Source organism: Acinetobacter sp. ANC 4173 (assembly GCF_004331255.1).
GTDB lineage: Bacteria > Pseudomonadota > Gammaproteobacteria > Pseudomonadales > Moraxellaceae > Acinetobacter.
In genome coordinates this window covers 72,227-91,670 of record NZ_SJOF01000004.1, presented here as the reverse complement: position 1 = coordinate 91,670, position 19,444 = coordinate 72,227, and the positions used below count along the sequence as shown (strand labels likewise).

Sequence of the window (19,444 nt, the reverse complement as noted above, 5' to 3'; positions counted from 1 at the left end):
ATGGGTGTGAGATCAATACAAAAAAAGCCGCATCAAAATGCGGCTTTTTCAAATATTAGAATTAACGTAACTTTGCCAAGAAACGACCCACTCGGGTAATGGCTTCACGCAGTTCATTTTCTGCTGGCAAGAATACGACACGGAAATGATCTGGTGTTGGCCAGTTAAAACCAGTACCTTGAACCAATAAGACTTTCTCTGCACGGAGTAAATCGAGCATGAGTTTCTCATCATCCTGAATTGGATACACGTTTGGATCAAGTTTAGGGAAGCAATACATTGCACCTTCAGGTTTGACACACGACACACCCGGAATCTCATTCAGCATTTGCCATGCGATATTACGTTGCTCATACAAACGACCACCTGGACGAATTAAATCATTAATCGACTGGTAGCCACCTAATGCAGTTTGAATCGCATATTGTGCTTGATGATTGGCACACAGACGCATAGACGCAAGCATGTCTAGCCCTTCGATGTAATCCATTGCGCGTGATTTATCACCAGTAATGGCCATCCAACCTGAACGATAACCTGCAATACGATAAGCTTTTGATAAACCGTTGAATGAGATACACAGTTGATCACCTGCTAGCGCAGCAACGGAAACATGTTCGATACCGTCATAAATAATTTTGTCGTAGATTTCATCTGCAAATAAAATCAGGTCATATTTTTTGGCTAAAGCAACAATTTGTTCTAATACATGGCGTGGATAGACTGCACCCGTTGGATTGTTTGGGTTAATAATGACAATACCACGCGTATTTGGCGTGATTTTACTTTCCATATCCGCGATGTCTGGGTACCAGAAATTTTCCTCATCGCATTTATAGTGAATTGCAGTACCACCCGATAAGTTTACTGCCGCAGTCCACAGCGGATAATCTGGCATTGGCACCAGCATTTCATCGCCATCATCCAATAAACCTTGCATCGCCATGACGATGAGTTCAGATACGCCATTGCCGATATACACATCATTCACATGCATATCGAAAATGCCTTTTTGCTGGTAATACTGGCAAATGGCTTTACGTGCAGGGAAAATTCCTTTTGAGTCGGTATAACCTACAGCATTGGGCAAGTTTAATGCGACATCATTAATAATTTCTTGTGGGGCTTCAAAGCCGAAGGGAGCCGGGTTGCCAATATTCAGTTTAATAATCTTATGACCAGCTTCTTCCATCTCGATGGCCGCTCGTAACACTGGTCCACGAATGTCGTAGCATACATGCTCGAGCTTAGACGATTTTTTTATTTCGCGTGGGGTTTGGGTAGTGTTCGGCATTTTGATGTTCTCGGAAAGAGTGGAGGTCACTTTTGCATAACGATATAAATAACTTTTAAATGTTTCAGTTGTTACCAAATCGAGATCATGTTCATCTCTGAGTAAAGCAACAATTTTTTCATGCGTAAATCCCGCCTGTTGATATTCTTTAATCACAGGCAGTAGATGTTTAAAAATAACGCTCTTTTTCTGCGACATTTTTTAATCCTGAGTAAGCACGATCACAAGAATAGCACCAATTTTGCTCACAAAAAAGCATTGAATTAATAAAAATGCTTACTAGATTTTGAGTATTTGCTTACTTTTTGCTTTTATTGAAATTATAAGTCTTTTGTAAATTGTTAAGTAAAGACTAGAAATTTTAAGATGAATCACGTAAATATAAGATTATCTTATTTTAAACAGCAAGATAGAAAGGGAAATAATCATGGGAAAACTCAGTAAAACAGACCGAGAATGGCAAAGAGAGTTATCACCAGAAGAATTCCGTATAACTCGACAAAAAGGAACAGAACCTGCTTTTACGGGGAAATATTGGAATACCAAGCAAGAAGGAACTTATGTGTGTCGTTGCTGTGGTACACCGTTATTTTCGTCTACGACGAAATTTGACAGTGGTTGTGGCTGGCCAAGTTTTTTTAAGCCAATTGTTGGAGGAGCAATTGATGAATTACAAGATAGTTCACATGGTATGGAAAGAACTGAAATAGTTTGTCATCATTGTGACGCTCATTTAGGGCATGTTTTTGAGGATGGTCCGCAGCCGACAGGATTGCGTTATTGCGTAAATTCGGCTTCATTAGAATTACAATCACAAGAAAAAAATGACGAGGAAACCTATCCATGACCAACATTTATCAGTTTGAAGCTGAGTTACTAGATGGAAAAAATAAAGCTTTTGCCGATTATAAGGGGAAAGTTTTATTAATCGTAAACACTGCGAGTAAGTGTGGGTTTACCCCGCAATTTGCTGGTTTAGAAAAATTATATGAAAAATATAAGCCGCAGGGGTTGGAAGTGCTTGGCTTCCCATGTAATCAATTTGGTGGACAAGATCCAGGTTCAAACGACCAAATTGGAGCATTTTGCCAGAAAAATTACGGGGTCACTTTTCCAATGTTTGCCAAGGTCGACGTAAAAGGACCAGAAGCCCATGCCATTTTTCGTTATTTAACCAATAACAGCAAAGGTGTTTTAGGTAGCGGCATTAAATGGAATTTTACCAAATTCTTAATTGGCAAAGATGGAACCGTTTTAAACCGTTTTGCGCCAACAACTAAACCTGAAGCTTTAGAAGAAGAGATTGAAAAGGCATTACAAAAATAAGTGTAATGTTAAATGGATTAATGACGCAGCAAAGTTTTTCTGAAATTCAGGTCGAATTTTGGAATAATCCGAATATGCCTTATGTGGAAACACGTAGGGCATGTAACAGTCGTGCTTGTTATAAAGCACATAGCCATCCGACCTTTTCTATAGGGGCAGTAGATGTCGGTCGAAGTATTTTTAATAGTCATTTTGTGGGGACATGGCCCATAGAATCGGGAACCCTTGTTCTTATCCCTGCGCATGTTGAGCATTCCTGTAATCCTGAACCCAATCAGGCGTGGAGTTATCAAATGATGCATCTGGATATGCTCTGGTTACAAAAGTTACTACATGAAACTAAACAGGATTTTCGTTGTGATGCAGTTCCTCAGTATAAACCTCAACTTTATCAATCAGAACGACTATATTCAGATTTTTGCCATTTAAATCAAAGTTTATTTGATTCTTCCATTTCATATTTACAGAAAGAACAGTCGCTAATTCAAACCTTAACTGAGCTGTTATTTCCCAATTTGCACTTGGAATTACTTACCGAAAATAGCTATGCGCAGCAGGAGTTCCAATTGCTACTTTCTAGGTTGAGTGGCAATGCTGAGTTTTTATCATTACAGCAATTGTCTGAGCAAAGTGGGTTAAGTCGCTACGCCATCATTCGTTTATTTAAGTCGAAGTTGGGGTTAACGCCTCATGCCTATCAACTCAATTTAAAAATTAATCAGGCGAGAAAGCTCTTAAGGCAAGGTAAGGATATTGCTGAAATGAGTTATCAATTGGGTTTTAGTGATCAAAGTCATTTTCAACGTGTGTTTAAGCAGTTGACAGGGACCACGCCGAAGTTCTATCAAAAGCAGCACCGTCGCGCAATTTTATACAAGAATTCAATTTAAGTAGGTTCTAGGCTTGTCTCAAAATTTAGTTGAGATGAGTTATGGAGTTATTCTTTTTTATTGCAGTTACGCATTTTATTGCTTTACTTTCTCCGGGACCTGATTTTTTCCTTATTTTAATTCATTCAATGAAATATGGTTCAAAATTAGCACGTTATAGCGTATTGGGAATTGCGGTTGGAAATGCACTGATTTTGTTGTTGATCTTTGTCTTGTTGTGGGGCTTAGGTCAAATTCATCCCATTCTATTACAACTCTTCAGCTGTTTAGGGGGAGCTTATTTACTTTATTTGGCGTTGCAATGTTTTCGTTATCGTGACAAAGAAAATGAGCATTTAGCAGATCAAGATCAAATCCGAATAAAGACATCAAGCGTTTTATGTTTCGCTCAAGGTTTGCAATCTAGTGTGCTTAATCCGAAAAATTTGATGTTTTATAGTAGTCTGATTTTATTGGTCTACAATCAATTTAATTTTAAACAGCTATTTTTGATATGCCTATGGATGGTCTGTGTTGTTCTGTTCTGGAATTTGTTTTTGCTTAAACTATTCAATTTTAGTGGCTGGAATCTCTTTTTAAAAAGGAATACGAGGGTATTGTATAGGCTGACAGGTTGTTGTTTTTTAGGATTTGCTATGGTTTTGATAATGCTTTAATCGATGACTCTACAGATCTATTTTATGATGAATAATTATTTTACATGGCAGACTGTTGTAAAAGGCGGAGTCATCAAATGGATTTCTCTGGCTACCAGCATGCATTTAAACCTTTTGCAGGTGAACAATACGAGATTGAGATGAAATGAACCCGAATGCTTAAATCATGCTGGCATCCTTTGATTTGACTGAAAAAAGCATCGTTGCAGGTAGTTCACATAAGCTGCTACAAGCGGGTAAACGAACCAATACAGGGGGGAGTACAAGAAAATCTGAATTTCCCCGATAAGTTGTCTACGCAATTTGCCTATATGTATAATGATTCTGAACAAGAGTTAAGTATCAAAAATACGATTCGTACGCCTGTAATTCCGAATAATCAGGTTTCAGTATGTTTCCATTCAGCAACGAAAACCTGTTAAACGAGCTGCGTTCGGGTGTTGGGATACCTTATATGGATAGCACCAATGAGGAACAGTATTATCCGGAGTATAAGTTGGTGCATATGGCTTGATGGATGCTATGGCGAGTTAACTGTTAAATGAACAATTAAATATTTAAGTCAATACGACTAATTTAACCAGTGAAAAGTATGTAAGTATTTGTTTTTTCTATTGTTACTCGGGTGCATAAAAGCAGTAAATTTGCTTACAAGCTATAGATGGTCATTTGAAATATTTTTAGTGATTAAACCAAGGGGCTGTTGAGAATGCCCCTTGTTTTTTTCAGACTAATTATAAAATGGCTTTTAATCGCGCGATTACTTGCTCACACTGTGCAAGGTCTGCAACTAGAGCGAGACGGACATGGTTTTCACCAGGGTTACCAGTCGCGGTATCACGCGATAAATAGCGTCCTGGAAGGACTTTTACATGAGCTTTTTCCATTAACATTTTGGCAAAAGCTTCATCATTATCTACTTTAAGCCAATAATAAAAGCCCGCATCAGGTTTTTGTATGGGTAATAGCTGTCCCAATTCATTTTGAAATAAATCAAACTTGGCACGGTACTGCACGCGATTTTCTTCAACGTGTGCTTCATCATCCCATGCTGCAATAGAGGCCAACTGATGTTGAACAGGCATTGCTGCACCGTGATAAGTACGATATTGCAAATATGGTTTTAATAAGGCTGCATCGCCCGCAACAAAACCAGAACGCATACCCGGTAAGTTTGAACGCTTTGACAGTGAATGGAACACGACACAGTTTTTGTAGTCATCGCGTCCAATTTCAGCACAAACTTCTAAAAGTCCAGTTGGAGCTTGATCAAACCAAAGCTCTGAATAGCATTCATCTGATGCAATCACAAAACCGTATTGATCGGATAGCGCAATCAGCTTTTTAAATTGTTCTTTAGACAGTACCGCGCCTGTTGGGTTGCCCGGTGTACAAACAAACAAGAGTGCTGTTTTTTCCCAGACTTCAGCAGGTACCGCATCAAAATCACCTAAATAGCCATTTTCTTCGGTACAGTTGATGAAATAAGGTTCTGCACCTGCCAGTAAAGTTGCCCCTTCATAAATTTGATAGAACGGGTTTGGCATCACCACATACGGTTTTTCATCACGGTTAATCAGAGCTTGTACGAATGAAAAAATCGCTTCACGCGTCCCTGAAACAGGCAAAATTTCCTGTTCAGGATTAATTTGATTGAGATGAAAACGTCGCGTTAACCAGTTGGCAATGCTAAGGCGTAATTCAGGTAAACCTTTACTGTTTGGATAGGTCGATAGATGCTGGAAATTATCAATAATCGCCTGTTTCACAAACTCTGGTGCAGGATGCTTTGGTTCTCCAATCGAAAGAGGAATCAAAGGTAAATCTGCAGGTTGTACATCCTTAAAAAGTTTATTTAACTTTTCAAATGGATAAGGATGTAATAGGGATAAACTAGAGTTCATGAAACGGATACCCGAACGTTAAAAATTAATGTTGACCACAGACCTGATTAGAGGCTTCATCCAATGCTAGCTTCAGTTGATTGGCAAATAATACCGTTTCTTCTTCCGTCATTGGTGAGCCATCTTTTTTGGTCACAAAGAAGATATCTTCGGCGCGTTCGCCTAAAGTGGCAATTTTAGCAGAGTGAATGTCTAAACCTTGCATCATAAACAGACCACCAATTTTCGCAAGTAATCCCGGATGGTCAAGTGTAGAAATTTCAACCATATTTTGCTGTAACGCTTCATTCAAGGTTACATCTACCGTATTTTCAATATCAAAATGGCGAAGTTGGCGTGGAATACGGCGCTGCATTAATCCCGGATATTTATCAGATTGGCTGAGTGCTGAGGTGAGCGAGTGAATAACCGTAGCCTCACGTTCAGGATCGGTTAATAAGGTGCCAAAACGGTCTAAAACCACATAGGTATCCAAACTAAATGCTGTAGTCGCAGTAATAATTCGCGCATCCTGAACATCCAGATTCATTCGATCTAAAATGGCCACAGTGGTTGCGAATAAGTTGGGTTGGTCGCGCGTATAAATAAAGATCTGTACCGCATCTTGCGCAGAAATACGATGTGCACGCATTAATACTAACGGTGCAGGATTTTCACCGTGTTCTAATATTGCGCGGGTATGCCAAGCAATTTCATCAGCCGATTCTTTAATGAAATATTCATCACCGAGTTCTTGCCAGACTTTTTCTACATCAGCCAAAGAAAAATCGTTGACCAACATTTCACTGGCTGCAAATTTGGTGTCTTCTATCAGCATTTGGTAGTCGACGGGGCGACCAAGACCTGTGCGAATAATGTCGCGAGCATGCGTGTAGAGTTGGCGCATGAGTGATGCGCGCCATGAGTTCCAAAGTTTTGGGTTGGTCGCATTAATATCGGCAACAGTGAGGGTATAGAGGTAATCTAAATGCTCCATATCCCCCAGTTTTTCTGCGAAATCTTTCACCACATCGGGGTCAGAAATGTCTTTTTTCTGTGCCGTCAGTGACATGAGTAGATGATTTTGAATTAGCCAAGCCACCAGTTTGCATTCACGCTCGGTAAATCCGTGTACGCGACAGAACTCAATGGCATCATCTGCACCAAGTTCACTATGGTCACCGCCACGTCCTTTGGCGATGTCGTGGAATAAGGCGGCTAAAAATACAATGTCACGTCGTGCTAAACGTTGGAATACTGAACTGACGACAGGGAAATCTTTGGCAAATTCAGGCTCTTTAAAGCGATTTAAGTTACGCAATAATAATAAAGTGTGTGCATCGACCGTATAAATATGGAACAAATCATATTGCATGAGTCCCATAATTTGTCCGAAAGCAGGAATATAGTTACCCAGAACGCCATAACGCTTCATCGCGACCATGGTGTCATATAAGCGGTAAGGCGAACGAATAATTGCCATGAACAAGGCTTGGTGTTCAGGATTATCGCGATAAGCCTGATCAATGCGTTTCGCTGCGAGTATGAGTAGACGTAAGGTGCGCGCGCGAATGCCTTCAATTTCTGGACGGTTCGCGAGTAAATAGAATAATTCTAAAATTGCACTAGGCTTTTCAGCGAAAATTTTATGGTGCTGAACTGCCAATTTGCCATCGACTAGTTTGAAATTATCATTAATTTCTACAATTTGACGTTCATATTGTGGCAGTCGTGGGGTAATAACGGATTCACTAAAATATGCCAACAACATTTCATTCAGGGTAGACACCTGTTGCGCAGTACGGTAGTACCGTTTCATGAATTGTTCAATTGGATAGTTGGGTGACTTATCTTCTTCACGTACATAACCAAACATACCAGCAATGTCACGCTGATAGTCAAATAATAAACGGTTCTCGTCACGTTTGGTTAGACGGTGTAAATGATGGCGAATTTCCCATAAGAAACTTTCGGCTTCTTCCAATACACCGAGTTCAAACTCAGAAATAAAGCCCAAATGGACTAAGTCATAAATACGGTTCACTCGGAAATGGCGTTTAGCAATCCAGCCAATTTGGTTAATATCCCGGATACCGCCCGGAGCATTTTTAATGTCGGGTTCTAAATTACTTTCAGTATTGTTGTGTTGTGCGTAACGGCGATGTTGTTCTTCCATTTTCGCGTCAAAGAAAGTTTTATCTGTCCAAGTTTGCGAAACAATGCGACGCGGCCAACGTGCGAGATGTTCATAGCCGATAATTAGACGTGCTTCAATTAGGGTAGTGGCAACAGTGAGATCATTGGTGGCTTCTTCGACACATTGGCGAATGCTACGCACACTGATGCCGGGTTTAAAATTGCCAACATCCCAAAGCGAAGAAATAAAAGTAGAAATCAGTTTCTCTTGATCTGCTGTAATTTCATCTTCCGACAAAATCATAATGTCGACATCTGAATATGGCAGCATTTCATGGCGACCGTAGCCCCCGACCGCAAACAGACCGAGATTGGTTTGATCTAACTCAGCATGTTGCCAGAGAAATTGCAGTGCTTCATCAATCAGATTAGAGCGCGCTAAAATAATTTCACGAATGGGCTGTCCATGTTCAAAACTTTCCTGTAATTGCTTTTCTACATCGGTACGCCATTGGTTAATCGCTTGAATATCATGGTTACTTTTGACGTAATTCAATAATGGTGAAGTATTGATCATGAACAGGAGTCCGTAATATGTATAAGTTAGTTCTGATTCACAATGACTTGATCCGCAGCGTGTTGTGCCAGTTCACGTGCTTGATCGGTGGTTTCAGCGCGTGCAGTAGTAACACCCATACGGCGGCGTTTAAAACCTTCAGGTTTTCCGAACAGACGTAAATCAGTATTTGGATTTGCCAAAGCAAGATTTAAGCCAGAGAAGGAAAGATTGGTATCATCCACACCTGCATAAATGACAGCACTTGCAGCAACACTGTGGCGAGCGGTATTGACAGGCAAGCCTAAAATGGCGCGTGCATGTAATTCAAATTCGCTTTGATATTGAGAAGCTAAAGTCACAAGACCTGTATCGTGTGGACGAGGTGAGACCTCACTAAACCACACTTTGTCACCTTTGACAAACAATTCCACACCAAAAATACCGCAACCACCTAAAGCAGTCGTGACTTTATGAGAAATACGTTTTGCTTCTTCCAAAGCCACTGCTGTCATGGGTTGTGGCTGCCAGCTTTCTACATAATCACCAGAATCTTGACGATGGCCAATTGGGTCGCAGTATTGGGTTTCAATTTCACCTGTTTCTGCATTTTTAGCACGAACAGTGAGTAAGGTAATTTCAAAATCAAAGTCAATTTGTGATTCCACAATGACAGTACCTTGATTTACACGGCCACCTGTTTGCGCATATTCCCAAGCAGCATCCACTTCAGCAAAGCTTTTTACACGTGATTGACCTTTGCCCGAAGAGGACATGACCGGTTTCACAAAGTTTGGATAACCAATGTCATCACAAGCAGCGCGGAAAGATTCAAGAGAGTCGGCAAAACGGTAAGCAGACGTGGGTAAACCAAGTTCTTCCGCAGCCAAGCGACGAATACCTTCACGGTTCATGGTAAGGTTCACGGCTTTGGCAGAAGGAATAATGGTCGCGATTTGTTGTGCTTCAATTTCGACCAGAACTTCAGTCGCGATCGCTTCAATTTCAGGAACAATAAGGTTGGGTTGAACTTGATTAATGAGTTGTTTTAATTCTTCAGGATCTGCCATATTCAAGGTATGTTGATAATGCGCAACTTGCATGGCAGGAGCATGGTCATATCGGTCAGCTGCGTGTACTTCGACACCCAAACGTTGCAGTGAAATCACCACTTCTTTTCCGAGTTCACCAGACCCTAATAGTAGAACTTTAAATGCAGAAGATTGAAGGGGAGTACCAATAGTCACGCTCATGTGATTCATCCTTGCGTAAATGGGGTTTTAGCATAGCAGAACTCAAGGCCGTGTTCAGGTCGGTTTCACATAAAATAATAAGATTGTCGAACAATTTTTTGAGCAGTTTATTCTGACAGGATCATTTATGCTTTTAATCAAAATTATTTAACTTTCATAAAGTAAGTTTATTTCATCTTTTTAGTTAATCACCTGAAAATTGCTCTCAAGTGATGAATTGGGTTGTGAATCATCCATTCAGAATAAATTAAAAATGAAAAGGCATATAGGTATAAACCAGACCATAGGTCAACGCAGCAGTTAAAGTTGCGAGTACAATTTTCTTAAACTTGAAATACAAGCCAGTCAGGACCAAAAACCCAATTAACATTGCCAAACTTTTATTGGGTGTTTCTAACAATGGTGGAAGAGTTGCAACGACCAACATGGAGCTAATGGCGGAAATACCAATTGAGCCTAAGGCGATTTTTAACCACAATGCACCACGCTTTTGCGAATTCTGTTGAAATTTTTGAATGACAAAAAAAGGACCAAAACGTGAGGCAAAATTGGCAATACCGACCAAAACTCCCACCAATATAATCTCAAGATTCATGTGATGCTCCTGTAAGTTCTGCATCATGTTGTTTGAGGACATAGTGCTTAAACAAACCTGCAAATATACCTGATGAAATACCAATGAAAATTGCCGCAGAGAGATCAATGAAATAGCAGGCAATCGCAGACACTAAAATGGTCACGCTCACCACAAAAATATGTTTTTTCTCAAAAGCAGCCAGTAGGAAACTGAGGAATAACGCGGGCAACAAGAAATCCAGTGCAGCCTGAAGAAACTGCGGTAGATTGCTGACTTGATCGGCAAACAGTCCACCCAAAAAAGAGCCGGTTGCCCAAGATAACCAGCTAAATAAACTCAGTCCCAACATCCATGATTCAGACCATTCTTGGCGTCTTTGAGAAAGTTTGATCATGCCTGAAGCAAAGACTTCATCAGTCAGTCCCCACGCCCAAATCGCGGTTTTTTTTAGGTTTAATCGGTCTTGAATTAGGTTTTGTAAGGCTGGACCATACAGTAAATGACGAATATCCAAGGCAATGACAGTCAGTGCAGTCATCCAAATAGATGTCCCACTGCCTAAAAGTGCAACCACCAGAAATTGGCTGGCACCGGCATACATGGTACAAGAGAGAAATAAGGCTTCCCAAGCACTAAAGCCAAACTGCGTCGCAGAAACCCCAAAGGCAAAAGAAACAGGTAAATAAGTTAAGATAATCGCTTGGCTATCTTTGGCACCTTGCCAAAAGCCAGCCGTTTGCTTGGGTGTTAATTTGTGTTGTGACACGACACACCTTGTTAGAGTTAAACGATAGGTCAAATAAGATTGTGTATTGTAGCCGAATTTACTAGCATAGTGCTTACTAGATTGTTGCGGTGATTCCCTAAATGCGAATACTTAGAGCGCCTGTTCTTGTTGTTTCTGTGTTGAGTAGTGCGGTGTTATTACAAGGTTGTGGTCAATCTTCAGATCATGCTGAAAAGAAAGCTGAAATTAAGGCTGCGCCTAAATTAACCAATGATGCAACCACCTATGCACATGAAGCATGGCGATTCATGAACGAGGCAGATCCTTATGTATACCGTAAGCAACGGAATTTAATTGAAGAGAATGTACGTAAACCTGCGCGTAAACTAAGTACAGATTGGCGTATTAACGTCAAAATGACAGACTCTGTGACTGAAGGCAAATACGCATTGTGTCGAAAAGCATTGACTGGTTTAGATGTTTGGGCGCGGGAGACTATGGAGAACTCAGCGACAGTATCGCAGAAAAAAGCGGATTATGAACGAGACAAAGCACAATGCAAAGATGCGCTTGAGCATCCAGAATTAGGCAATACTGACCCGAAGAAAAAGGCATTTAGTTCATAAAATTTAAATATTTAAAGCTGCATTGTGGTTGATAACATTACAATGCAGATGTACGAACAGTAAAGACGATAATAGAAAATAAGACTGACTTGATTAATTTAATGCATTATCTTTATGCGATAAAAAACGATATAATTTACGTGAAAAGTAACATTTATGATCGTGAGGTTATCGTTCTATGTTGAAAACATCTATGCTTGCTTTAAGTCTTTTCTGGGTATTCAGTTCAACGGTGAATGCGCAGATTGAACAACCGAAAGCACACACAGCTTTGCATGATTCTGTTGCACATGAAGTTGCACCTTGCACCAATGGTTTTGATGAGGTCAATGTCTGCCAATTAAATTCTTAATTGAGTTACTTTTTGGTGCATATATTGAAGTGTGCACAGTTATGGTGAAAACTTTTGCACCATAACAACACGGCATGTTACTTTGGTTTTAGCTGTGTAGGGTATACGCCAAGCGATGTAACTGTTCCTGATCTAAAATTTCAATTTTTTTAAACGCAAGTTTTAATACACCGAGTTTTTCTAAAGCTTGTAATTCCTGATTCACCGTTTGCCGTGAACAAGTTAACATTTGTGCCAGTTGTTCCTGACTCAATTGAATGACATTTTTTTCAATCAGTACATGATTGCCATAGCCTTGTAAAATCAGCATTAATCGTAAAGCTAGCCGTTGCCTGATGGTCTGAGTTTGAATTGAAATCAGCTCTAAAAAGGCAATACGTAATTTCTGGCTGGTGAGTTGAGCAATATGAAACCAAAACTGAGGCTGTGTAGTGAGTAAAGTGTGGATGGCAGCACTAGGAATATGCAGGATGCGTGTTTTTTGAATCGCAATGGCATCGTGGGAACGCGGTTGCTGGTCAATTAAAGAGATTTCACCAAACCACATAATCGGCTCTGCAATTGCAGCAATAGATTCTGTACCTTCAATATCGACATAGCCTAAGCGTACTGCGCCATCGAGTACGGCATAGATTCCATTAAAAGCATTTCCAGAGTAAAAAATAGCTTGCTCTTTCTGATAGTGCTGTATAAGCGCATGTTCCTGAATAAACTGCTGAAAGGAGAGCGGTAATTCAGAATACCAACGATTATTTGCCAGATGTTGAAGATCATCCATTTGCAGTGTCATGGGCATCCTTATATTTTGAATTGTCGGCTAGGTGACAACTATAAAAATGATTTTTTTATATAGTGCGTTTATGCATCTTACAAGGACGATTCCGATGAGTAAATTAGAACAACTTTTAAGCCAGTATGCGGCTTATCATCTTGATCATAAAAATATTTTAACGCATTTTGTGGGGATCCCGCTGATTGTGTTTTCCATTATGTGTTTGACAGCACGGGCAGGGTTTCACTTTGCAGGATTTGAAATCACCTTAGCCTTGGGCTTGATTATAGTGAGTTGTGCGTATTATTTGAAATTAGATCTCTGGTTTGGCTGTATCATGTTATTGCTATTTTCTGCGGTCTATCCTGTGGCATTAAAGATTGCCAGTTTAGGTTTTGCGGTGTGGTTAACGCTGAGCATTGGTATTTTTGTGGTGGGTTGGGTATTTCAGTTTGTGGGGCATTTTTATGAAAAGAAAAAACCTGCCTTTGTCGATGATTTAGTCGGTTTGATCATTGGTCCGTTATTTGTATTAGCCGAAGCGATATTTATGATGGGCTTTAGACAAGAATTGCAACAACGTATATTGGAACAGGCACGAAAACAACGCGCAGCGATGGATACGAAACCTGCACATGCCACGACATCTTAATACCATTTAAATCTTTATGTATTTTAATCCAATGCTCTGCCATATGGAGCATTGGACACAGTTTCTCAAAAATTAAAAGACATATATGGATGTAGCCACTTTATAAATGCAAAGTAATGCACCACTTAGCAAAATAAGAACTCCCAATATAAAGCGTAGTTGATGAAATGATGACATGGGCAATTCAACCACCACATGCATTATTGGATTGCCTGTTCATAACGTCGGTTGACTTCTTGCCAGTCCACAACATTAAAAAATGCTGAAATATATTCAGGGCGTCGATTTTGATATTTTAAGTAATAGGCATGTTCCCACACATCGAGTGCTAAAACGGGTGTGTGACCCTGCATGAGTGGCGAGTCCTGATTGGCTGTGCTTTCTACCAATAATTTTTGATCTGGGCTGACTGTTAGCCAAGCCCATCCACTACCAAAGCGGGTGAGTGCCGCTTTGGTAAAAGCCTCTTTAAAGTTGTCAAATCCACCCAGTTCAGCCTCTATCGCTGCTGCAATTTTGCCTATAGGTTGTCCACCGCCTTGAGGACTCATAATGGTCCAGAATAAGCTGTGATTGGCATGTCCACCTGCATTGTTGATGACATTGCTTTTGAGTTGTGTTGGAACATCATTTACCTGAGTAACTAATTGCTCCACCGTTAAGTTTTCCCAAGGTGTCCCTTGAATGCCTGCATTAATATTGTTGATGTAAGTCTGATGATGCTTACTATGATGAATTTCCATGGTTTTCGCATCAATATGCGGTTCGAGTGCATCATAGGCATAAGGTAAATGGGGAAGGGTATAAGCCATAGCAGCATCCTTTTAATCTAAGTTTTTAGTTATGAATAGGAGTGTAGGCGATGTTGGATTTAATGTAAATATAATGATAATTATTATCATTATATTTATCATATGGAAATTGTGTTTAACCTGAGTCATTTATGTTTGAATTATGCTCAAGATTTCAGGCGACAGAAAAAGGAGAGTGCTCTGTATCTTTTGTATATAAAGTTAAGAGGTGTTGTTGATGAGCTTGGTTCATCCATATTTTGGGTATAAAAAAGCCAGTGATAACACTGGCTTTTAGCAACATCTAACTTAATTAGACGTTGAAACGGAAATGTAAAACGTCACCGTCTTGTACCACGTAAGTTTTACCTTCCAAACGCCATTTACCTGCTTCTTTGGCACCCGCTTCGCCGTTATATTGAATGAAGTCATCATAAGCAATACATTCAGCACGGATGAAGCCTTTTTCAAAGTCAGTGTGAATCACACCCGCAGCTTGTGGCGCAGTTGCACCAACTTTTACAGTCCAAGCACGTACTTCTTGTACGCCTGCCGTGAAGTAAGTTTGTAAGCCAAGTAAGGCATAACCTGCACGGATCACCACGTTAAGACCAGGTTCTTCCATACCTAGAGCTTCAAGGAATTCAGCGCGGTCTTCATCTTCAAGTAATGAAATTTCAGCTTCGATTTGGTTGCACAGTGGAACCACAATTGCATTTTCTTCCGCAGCAAGTTTTTTCACTGCTTCTAAATGTGGGTTGTTTTCGAAACCATCTTCAGCCACGTTAGCGATGTACATGGTTGGTTTTAAAGTCATTAAACCAAAACCACGTACCAATTTACGTTCATCGTCATCAAGCGTTGCAGCACGAGCTGGTTTGCCTTCATCTAATAAAGGCAGAATTTTGTCTAAAACGGCTTTCGTTGCAATGGCTTCTTTGTCGCCACTTTTCGCTGATTTTGCTAAACGTGTAACGGCTTTGGTTACAGTTTCCAAGTCAGCAAGTGCAAGTTCAGTATTGATGGTGGCAATATCATCTAAGGGGTCAATTTTACCATTCACGTGAATAACGTTTTCATCTTCAAAACAACGAACTACGTGTGCAATGGCATCAGTTTCACGGATGTTGGCAAGGAACTGGTTACCGAGTCCTTCACCTTTAGATGCGCCAGCAACCAAACCTGCGATATCTACAAATTCCATCGTGGTTGGAATCACACGTTGTGGTTTTACGATTGCAGTTAATTTGTCTAAACGTAAATCTGGAACAGGAACAATCCCTGTGTTTGGTTCAATGGTACAGAACGGGAAGTTTTCTGCCGCAATTGCTGCTTTAGTTAACGCATTGAAAAGGGTAGATTTACCAACGTTCGGCAAGCCGACAATACCGCAATTAAAACCCATGAAATGACTCACAACGTATTATTTAAAAATTGGCGCTGATTTTACATGAAAGCCATGACAAAGTCAGGTCATGGCTGGTATCTTTCTTTTCGGCACCTTCAAGTGCATGATTGTTAAACTTTTCGTTTGTCTAGTTGTTGTGCAAGCGCATCTCCTGTTGCCTGTACCAACATGACCAGAATCACCAATACCACAATGACCGCAAGCATCATTTGCATATCAAAGCGTTGATAACCATAACGATAGGCAATATCACCTAATCCACCTGCACCAATCGCGCCTGCAATTGCGGAGGAGTTAATCATGGTGACAATGGTGACGGTAAAACCTGCCACAATCCCGGGTAATGCTTCGGGCAGTAATACATGCCAAATGATTTGTTTACGGTTACAACCAATGGCTTGTGCGGCTTCAATTAAGCCCTGATCGACCTCACGCAAACTTACTTCCGCAATCCGTGCAAAAAATGGTGTTGCGGCTAAGGTCAGGGGCACGACAGCAGCCCAGACGCCGTAACTGGTGCCGACAATAAAGCGTGTTAAGGGAATCAGAGCCACCATTAAAATCAGGAAAGGCACCGAACGGGTGATATTCACCACCCAACCCAAAGCTTGATTAATCGGTTTTGAGGGATAAATGCCGTGTTCACTGGTATTCACCAGTATGACTGCCATGGGTAAACCAATCAGGAAAGCCAAAATCGCGGATACACCGACCATGAGCAGGGTATCAACTGTTCCTGTGAGCAAGAGTTCAATGAGTTGGTCGTGCATAGCCCAATACCTCAATTTTGGCAAACTGGTGTTGCAGTTGTTGTTTAAGCTGATTGAGATCCAGATTGGCTTGCGGCACGGCCACCACAAATTTTCCAATCAAATGTTCCTGAATCGAATCAATATGGCTTTGATACAGGTGCACGGGACCATCTACGCTTGAGAATATCGAGTTTAGATCGGGTGCATGTTGTAATGTCGAAGCATAACTTAATCGCAAGATCGTATGACTCGATTCTGTTGAGGGTTCTGCGTGTAACTGAAATGGCAACTCCAATTGTTCTAAATTCAGCAACTCTTGGGTAATTTGCTGCTGAGGATTAGAAAATACCGACCAGACTTGTCCAGACTCCACAATTTCACCGTGTTCAATCACCACCACTTGATCGCAAATTTCACGGATTACTTGCATTTCATGAGTAATCAGGACAATGGTAATACCGAGGGTTTGATTGATTTCCTTGAGCAGCGATAACACCACTGAGGTACTTTCTGGATCAAGTGCCGAAGTTGCTTCATCACATAACAATATTTCAGGATGATGTACCAACGCTCGAGCAATGCCGACCCGTTGTTTTTGCCCACCTGAAAGTTGGGCAGGATAGTGTTGCGCTTTATCTGCTAAACCAACCAGTTGTAGCACTTCACTGACCCGTTGCTCAATCTCAGCAGCGCTGTAATGGGCAATTTTGAGCGGAAGCGCGACATTGTCCCAGACGGTTTTGGCAGACATTAAATTAAAGTGCTGAAAGATCATGCCGATGCGCTGACGTAGCTGAATCAGTTCGGCATGATTGAGTTCGGCTAAGTTGTGTTGATGGATGTGAATGCTACCTTCACTGACTTTTTCTAGGCCATTGAGTGTGCGTAACAGGGAAGATTTTCCCGCACCACTTTTACCAATAATGCCGAAAATCTTACCTTCAGGAATATCCAAATCAATATTTTTTAGTGCATGGACGTGTTGATTTTGTACTGCATAATACTTGTTCAAATTACGGATTTTGATATGTGGAAGGGAAAAATCCACATGAGAACCAAAACTCACCATTGTCTTTCTCCTTATTTCCAGCCTTCAAACCACATTTTGCTGCCAAAATCTCGGTCTAAAATCTCTTGAACTTTTTTAGAGTTTTGGAAAGCTTGAACGAAAGTGGCTAGTTTTTGATTGTGATCGCTGTAGTCTTTACGCGTGACGAACAAAATTGCATATTTTTTATCGATAGGGTCGAGAAACAGAGCGCTATGCGGATCGGTTACTTTCGCCATGTTTAAGTAATGTGGAAAACCAAAAATGAGGTCGGCATCGTTGTATGCATGTGCAGTTTGTGGTCCTTCAACTTCAATAAATTGCAGTTGCTTTGGATTTTGAACGATGTCCTGCACAGTCGAAAGTTCGTTATTGATATCTTTCAATTGAATTAAACCTGCGCGGTGCAGCAAAATCAGTGCGCGGGCAGAGTTTACAGGATCATTCGGAATGACCACGCGGGCTTTGTTTGGGAGTTCTTGTAAAGACTTATATTTTTTTGAATATAGTCCAACATGACTGCCTGTACCTGTGGCAAAGGCGTGGAGGTCATATTGAGTTTCACGAATTGCATTGCGTAAAAAGACGCTTTGCTGGAAAAAGTTGGCATCAATATCGCCGTTTTGTACTGCGACATTTGGTGCATGCCAGTCAGAGAATTCGACCAGTTTGACCTGAATCCCTTGTTTTTTCACATCATCTGCGACACTTTGCAGCAGTTCTGCATAAGGTGGGCTAATGCCAATGGTTAAAACATCTTGTTGGGCCTGACTTTTGCTGTAGCGGTAAACCGCTACAGCAGCAATCAAGATCACAACGGTCAGTCCAATCAGCCATACCTTAGGATTTTTGGGCTTAAAAACTGAATCTGTCATTGCTCAATCTCACTTCCAGCCAGGGAACCAAAGTTTTGAGCCAATTTCATCATTCAAAGTTTGTTTAACTTTGGCAGAAGTCTGATAAATTTTGATAAATTTTTCTAATTGTGCGGCTTTCTCTGGATGTTGCTGTTGGTAGTCATCGCGCACCACAAATAAAATGGAATAACGGGTATTGGTGTTGTCATCCAAAATCAGCGCATCATTCGGGTCAATGGTTTTGGCAAGACGTAAATAATGTGGGTAGCTGAAAACTAAGTCGGCATCATCCACTGCACGTGCCGTTTGCGGACCTTCAACTTCAATAAATTGCAGCTTTTTAGGATTGGCAGCAATGTCTTGTAAGTTAGATAAATGATTCTCTGGATTTTTTAAAGTAATCAGTTTGGCTTGTTGTAAAAGCAACAATGCGCGACCTTGATTCACAGGATCATTTGGAATGACCACACGTGCTTGATCTGGTAGTTCACCCAGTGAATGATACTTTTTGGAATATAAACCGACATGAGTTGTGACGCCTTTATCCAATGCTTTCAGCTTGAATTGAGTTTCCTTAATCGCATTGTCCAAGAAGGGTTGATGCTGGAAATAATTGGCATCAATATCGCCATGATTCAAGGTAATATTCGGCGTATTCCAGTCGGAAAATTCCACCAGTTTGACATTGATCCCTTGTTGTTTCGCTTCTTCGACCGCGACTTTTAATGGATTAGCAAAGGGTGGGCTAATACCAATGACCAATTCGGTATTGCTGGTCTTTTTATGGTAACTCCACGCCACCAGCCCAATCACCAGTGCAGCGACAATCACCCCCAAGAAGGTGAATTTATTTTTTGCAGTTAAAGCCATGTTATCTCTCGTATTTTT

Annotated in this window: 20 protein-coding genes; 7 read left to right on the top strand and 13 right to left on the bottom strand. The window is 40.7% G+C overall.

Annotated features, from left to right (window positions below; translation table 11 throughout):
• Positions 1-61: 61 nt before the first annotated feature.
• Positions 62-1,492 carry a pyridoxal phosphate-dependent aminotransferase gene (locus E0H94_RS06775; RefSeq protein WP_131325706.1) on the bottom strand — a complete coding sequence of 477 codons (1,431 nt, stop codon included), beginning with the start codon at positions 1,490-1,492 and terminating at the stop codon, positions 62-64.
• 229 nt (positions 1,493-1,721) lie between these two features.
• Between E0H94_RS06775 and msrB the strand changes: the two genes are divergently transcribed.
• From msrB to E0H94_RS06755, 4 genes are read left to right on the top strand one after another with little or no spacing between them, the layout of a single operon-like run.
• On the top strand, positions 1,722-2,141 hold the full coding sequence (gene msrB / locus E0H94_RS06770; protein WP_116762589.1) for a peptide-methionine (R)-S-oxide reductase MsrB: 420 nt from the start codon (positions 1,722-1,724) through the stop codon (positions 2,139-2,141).
• A complete protein-coding gene (locus tag E0H94_RS06765) occupies positions 2,138-2,620 on the top strand; it encodes a glutathione peroxidase (RefSeq protein ID WP_131325705.1) in 483 nt (160 codons plus the stop codon). The genes msrB and E0H94_RS06765 overlap by 4 nt, the downstream gene beginning before the upstream one ends.
• A gap of 20 nt (positions 2,621-2,640) precedes the next feature.
• Positions 2,641-3,510, top strand: coding sequence for a helix-turn-helix domain-containing protein (locus E0H94_RS06760; RefSeq protein WP_205679290.1), 870 nt, complete (start codon positions 2,641-2,643; stop codon positions 3,508-3,510).
• Between the two features lie 41 nt (positions 3,511-3,551).
• Positions 3,552-4,166 carry a LysE family translocator gene (locus tag E0H94_RS06755; RefSeq protein ID WP_131325704.1) on the top strand — a complete coding sequence of 205 codons (615 nt, stop codon included), beginning with the start codon at positions 3,552-3,554 and terminating at the stop codon, positions 4,164-4,166.
• A 734-nt stretch (positions 4,167-4,900) separates the two neighbouring features.
• Here the strand turns inward: E0H94_RS06755 and dapC are convergent.
• From dapC to E0H94_RS06730, 5 genes are all read right to left on the bottom strand, one after another.
• Positions 4,901-6,070 carry a succinyldiaminopimelate transaminase gene (gene dapC, locus E0H94_RS06750; RefSeq protein ID WP_131325703.1) on the bottom strand — a complete coding sequence of 390 codons (1,170 nt, stop codon included), beginning with the start codon at positions 6,068-6,070 and terminating at the stop codon, positions 4,901-4,903.
• 25 nt (positions 6,071-6,095) lie between these two features.
• Entirely contained in the window at positions 6,096-8,762 is a 2,667-nt protein-coding gene (gene glnD, locus E0H94_RS06745) for a [protein-PII] uridylyltransferase (protein WP_131325702.1), read from the bottom strand.
• Positions 8,763-8,788: 26 nt separating this feature from the next.
• Entirely contained in the window at positions 8,789-10,003 is a 1,215-nt protein-coding gene (gene purT, locus E0H94_RS06740) for a formate-dependent phosphoribosylglycinamide formyltransferase (RefSeq protein ID WP_171462053.1), read from the bottom strand.
• Between the two features lie 238 nt (positions 10,004-10,241).
• Complete coding sequence (gene ygaH / locus E0H94_RS06735; protein ID WP_131325700.1) at positions 10,242-10,589, bottom strand: L-valine transporter subunit YgaH; 348 nt, start codon at positions 10,587-10,589, stop codon at positions 10,242-10,244.
• Positions 10,579-11,337, bottom strand: a complete 759-nt coding sequence (locus E0H94_RS06730) for an AzlC family ABC transporter permease (RefSeq protein WP_131325699.1) — start codon at positions 11,335-11,337, stop codon at positions 10,579-10,581. Before E0H94_RS06730 ends, ygaH begins: the two co-directional genes overlap by 11 nt.
• Before the next feature lie 101 nt (positions 11,338-11,438).
• On the opposite strand from E0H94_RS06730, the gene E0H94_RS06725 reads away from it, so the two are divergent.
• Positions 11,439-11,924: a hypothetical protein gene (locus tag E0H94_RS06725; protein WP_131263679.1), complete on the top strand. Its 486-nt coding sequence runs from the start codon at positions 11,439-11,441 to the stop codon at positions 11,922-11,924.
• Positions 11,925-12,102: 178 nt separating this feature from the next.
• The gene (locus tag E0H94_RS18455) at positions 12,103-12,276 is read left to right on the top strand and encodes a hypothetical protein (protein WP_165495592.1); all 174 of its coding nucleotides are present in this window, start codon (positions 12,103-12,105) and stop codon (positions 12,274-12,276) included.
• An 88-nt stretch (positions 12,277-12,364) separates the two neighbouring features.
• Here E0H94_RS18455 and E0H94_RS06720 read toward each other — a convergent pair whose 3' ends face one another.
• Entirely contained in the window at positions 12,365-13,066 is a 702-nt protein-coding gene (locus E0H94_RS06720) for a Crp/Fnr family transcriptional regulator (protein ID WP_227548562.1), read from the bottom strand.
• A gap of 94 nt (positions 13,067-13,160) precedes the next feature.
• Here E0H94_RS06720 and E0H94_RS06715 point away from each other — a divergent pair, with 94 nt between their 5' ends.
• Complete coding sequence (locus E0H94_RS06715) at positions 13,161-13,700, top strand: DUF962 domain-containing protein (RefSeq protein ID WP_131325697.1); 540 nt, start codon at positions 13,161-13,163, stop codon at positions 13,698-13,700.
• A 200-nt stretch (positions 13,701-13,900) separates the two neighbouring features.
• Here E0H94_RS06715 and E0H94_RS06710 read toward each other — a convergent pair whose 3' ends face one another.
• The 6 genes from E0H94_RS06710 to E0H94_RS06685 form a co-directional block, all read right to left on the bottom strand.
• On the bottom strand, positions 13,901-14,512 hold the full coding sequence (locus E0H94_RS06710) for a superoxide dismutase (RefSeq protein ID WP_131325696.1): 612 nt from the start codon (positions 14,510-14,512) through the stop codon (positions 13,901-13,903).
• Positions 14,513-14,804: 292 nt separating this feature from the next.
• Positions 14,805-15,896: a redox-regulated ATPase YchF gene (ychF, locus tag E0H94_RS06705; RefSeq protein ID WP_116762617.1), complete on the bottom strand. Its 1,092-nt coding sequence runs from the start codon at positions 15,894-15,896 to the stop codon at positions 14,805-14,807.
• A gap of 113 nt (positions 15,897-16,009) precedes the next feature.
• A complete protein-coding gene (locus E0H94_RS06700; protein WP_131325695.1) occupies positions 16,010-16,669 on the bottom strand; it encodes a methionine ABC transporter permease in 660 nt (219 codons plus the stop codon).
• The gene (locus E0H94_RS06695) at positions 16,650-17,720 is read right to left on the bottom strand and encodes a methionine ABC transporter ATP-binding protein (protein WP_131325694.1); all 1,071 of its coding nucleotides are present in this window, start codon (positions 17,718-17,720) and stop codon (positions 16,650-16,652) included. The genes E0H94_RS06700 and E0H94_RS06695 overlap by 20 nt, the downstream gene beginning before the upstream one ends.
• Positions 17,721-17,731: 11 nt before the next feature.
• On the bottom strand, positions 17,732-18,574 hold the full coding sequence (locus E0H94_RS06690; RefSeq protein ID WP_131325693.1) for a MetQ/NlpA family ABC transporter substrate-binding protein: 843 nt from the start codon (positions 18,572-18,574) through the stop codon (positions 17,732-17,734).
• Between the two features lie 9 nt (positions 18,575-18,583).
• The gene (locus tag E0H94_RS06685) at positions 18,584-19,426 is read right to left on the bottom strand and encodes a MetQ/NlpA family ABC transporter substrate-binding protein (protein WP_131263672.1); all 843 of its coding nucleotides are present in this window, start codon (positions 19,424-19,426) and stop codon (positions 18,584-18,586) included.
• Positions 19,427-19,444 lie beyond the last annotated feature (18 nt).

What these genes read in the sequence shown, in the direction of transcription:
- ygaH (WP_131325700.1), bottom strand. Translation starts at nt 10,589, where the DNA reads ATGAATCTTGAGATTATATTGGTGGGAGTTTTGGTCGGTATTGCCAAT.
- E0H94_RS06695 (WP_131325694.1), bottom strand. Translation starts at nt 17,720, where the DNA reads ATGGTGAGTTTTGGTTCTCATGTGGATTTTTCCCTTCCACATATCAAA.
- E0H94_RS06685 (WP_131263672.1), bottom strand. Translation starts at nt 19,426, where the DNA reads ATGGCTTTAACTGCAAAAAATAAATTCACCTTCTTGGGGGTGATTGTC.
- E0H94_RS06725 (WP_131263679.1), top strand. Translation starts at nt 11,439, where the DNA reads ATGCGAATACTTAGAGCGCCTGTTCTTGTTGTTTCTGTGTTGAGTAGT.
- E0H94_RS06765 (WP_131325705.1), top strand. Translation starts at nt 2,138, where the DNA reads ATGACCAACATTTATCAGTTTGAAGCTGAGTTACTAGATGGAAAAAAT.
- dapC (WP_131325703.1), bottom strand. Translation starts at nt 6,070, where the DNA reads ATGAACTCTAGTTTATCCCTATTACATCCTTATCCATTTGAAAAGTTA.
- E0H94_RS06755 (WP_131325704.1), top strand. Translation starts at nt 3,552, where the DNA reads ATGGAGTTATTCTTTTTTATTGCAGTTACGCATTTTATTGCTTTACTT.
- purT (WP_171462053.1), bottom strand. Translation starts at nt 10,003, where the DNA reads ATGAATCACATGAGCGTGACTATTGGTACTCCCCTTCAATCTTCTGCA.
- msrB (WP_116762589.1), top strand. Translation starts at nt 1,722, where the DNA reads ATGGGAAAACTCAGTAAAACAGACCGAGAATGGCAAAGAGAGTTATCA.
- E0H94_RS06720 (WP_227548562.1), bottom strand. Translation starts at nt 13,066, where the DNA reads ATGACACTGCAAATGGATGATCTTCAACATCTGGCAAATAATCGTTGG.
- E0H94_RS06710 (WP_131325696.1), bottom strand. Translation starts at nt 14,512, where the DNA reads ATGGCTTATACCCTTCCCCATTTACCTTATGCCTATGATGCACTCGAA.
- E0H94_RS06760 (WP_205679290.1), top strand. Translation starts at nt 2,641, where the DNA reads ATGACGCAGCAAAGTTTTTCTGAAATTCAGGTCGAATTTTGGAATAAT.
- E0H94_RS06690 (WP_131325693.1), bottom strand. Translation starts at nt 18,574, where the DNA reads ATGACAGATTCAGTTTTTAAGCCCAAAAATCCTAAGGTATGGCTGATT.
- E0H94_RS06775 (WP_131325706.1), bottom strand. Translation starts at nt 1,492, where the DNA reads ATGTCGCAGAAAAAGAGCGTTATTTTTAAACATCTACTGCCTGTGATT.
- E0H94_RS18455 (WP_165495592.1), top strand. Translation starts at nt 12,103, where the DNA reads ATGTTGAAAACATCTATGCTTGCTTTAAGTCTTTTCTGGGTATTCAGT.
- ychF (WP_116762617.1), bottom strand. Translation starts at nt 15,896, where the DNA reads ATGGGTTTTAATTGCGGTATTGTCGGCTTGCCGAACGTTGGTAAATCT.
- E0H94_RS06700 (WP_131325695.1), bottom strand. Translation starts at nt 16,669, where the DNA reads ATGCACGACCAACTCATTGAACTCTTGCTCACAGGAACAGTTGATACC.
- E0H94_RS06715 (WP_131325697.1), top strand. Translation starts at nt 13,161, where the DNA reads ATGAGTAAATTAGAACAACTTTTAAGCCAGTATGCGGCTTATCATCTT.
- glnD (WP_131325702.1), bottom strand. Translation starts at nt 8,762, where the DNA reads ATGATCAATACTTCACCATTATTGAATTACGTCAAAAGTAACCATGAT.